This window comes from Streptomyces nanshensis, from assembly GCF_001751255.1.
In the GTDB taxonomy this organism is placed as follows: Bacteria; Actinomycetota; Actinomycetes; order Streptomycetales; family Streptomycetaceae; genus Streptomyces; species Streptomyces nanshensis_A.
In genome coordinates this window covers 1-1,347 of the sequence record NZ_LJGW01000542.1, presented here as the reverse complement: position 1 = coordinate 1,347, position 1,347 = coordinate 1, and the positions used below count along the sequence as shown (strand labels likewise).

The following is a 1,347-nucleotide window of genomic DNA, read 5'->3' as shown; positions in this document are numbered from 1 at the left end:
CGGCGGTGCCGCCGCGTCCGTCCGCGACCGCGGTGACGCGGGCGGTGGCGTGAACGGCGAAGGGACGGGCGGGAGTTGGGGCACTCCCCGCACCGGCGCCGTCCGCCGTCACCGTGCCGGTCCCGTCCGCCGTCACCGGGTGTCCTCGTCGGTGGCGCGGCTCATGCGGCCGGGGCCGCCTGCTGCCAGGCGGCGAGGCGGGCGCGGGTCCACTCGGCGACGGGGGCCACGCCGTCCTCGGAGTTGAGGGAGGTGAAGACGACGGGACGGCTGCCGCGCTGGGCGGCGGCGTCCCGTGCCATGGCCTCCAGGTCGGAGCCCACGTACGGGGCGAGGTCGGTCTTGTTGACGACGAGGAGGTCGGCGGTGGTGATGCCGGGGCCGCCCTTGCGGGGGATGTCGTCGCCCGCGGCCACGTCGATGACGAAGATCTGGGCGTCGGCGAGGCCCCGGGAGAAGACGGCGGTGAGGTTGTCGCCGCCGGACTCCACGAGGACCAGATCGAGACCGCCGTCGGGGGCGGCCGCCTCCTCCAGGTCCTCGACGGCCTCCAGGTTGGCGGAGATGTCGTCGCGGATGGCGGTGTGCGGGCAGGCGCCGGTCTCGACGGCGGCGATGCGCTCCGGCGGCAGGACGGCGGCGCGCAGCAGAAACGCGGCGTCCTCGCGGGTGTAGATGTCGTTGGTGACGACGGCGAGCGCGAACTCCTCGCGCAGCGCGCGGCACAGCGCCGCCACGGTGGCGGTCTTGCCCGAGCCGACGGGTCCGCCGAGGCCGATGCGCAGGGCGCGGCGCGTACCGTCCGGGCGTGCGGTGCCGGCGCTGTGGGTGTGGCGGTGGCGGGGCGGGCCGGGTTCGTCGCGGTGCATGGGTCGGGCTCCTGTCCGGGAGTACGTACGGGGCGTCGGGGGGTTCTTCCACGGAGGCGGTCAACTCGTCGGCGGGCGGCGGGTGTTCGTCCGGTGCGCGTCAGGCGGGACGGGCGGGACGAGGGCTACGAGGCGAAGAGCCGCACCGGCCAGGTGGCGTGGTCCTCCGCGGTGATCTCCAGCAACGGCGCGGCGGCGGCCGGAAGTTGGTCGAGCGGTCCGTGTGCGGCCCGTACCGCCTCCTCCGCGGTCCGCGCGATGTCGGGCGTGAGGCGTGCGAGCACCGCGGACGCCTCGAAGGGGTCGAGGGCGAGGAGGCGTACGGCCGCCGTGACCGGTCCCGAGACCGCCTCGTACGCGGCGGCGTGTGCGGCCTCCGGCGGGCCGAGCCCGGCGGCGTGGGCGATGAGGCCGAGCACCACGGGCTGGTGTGCGCCGCGCGGACGGGCCCGCGCGAGGTCGTCGAGCGCCGCCGACG

The 1,347-nt window shown here is 76.5% G+C and carries 2 protein-coding genes; both read right to left on the bottom strand.

What is annotated here, in order from left to right; translation table 11 throughout:
- Window positions 1–161: 161 nt before the first annotated feature.
- On the bottom strand, window positions 162–869 hold the full coding sequence (ureG, locus tag AN218_RS29625) for an urease accessory protein UreG (protein ID WP_070020153.1): 708 nt from the start codon (window positions 867–869) through the stop codon (window positions 162–164).
- Between the two features lie 125 nt (window positions 870–994).
- A partial coding sequence (locus tag AN218_RS29620) for an urease accessory protein UreF (RefSeq protein ID WP_275937005.1) occupies window positions 995–1,347 on the bottom strand: 353 nt, incomplete at its 5' end.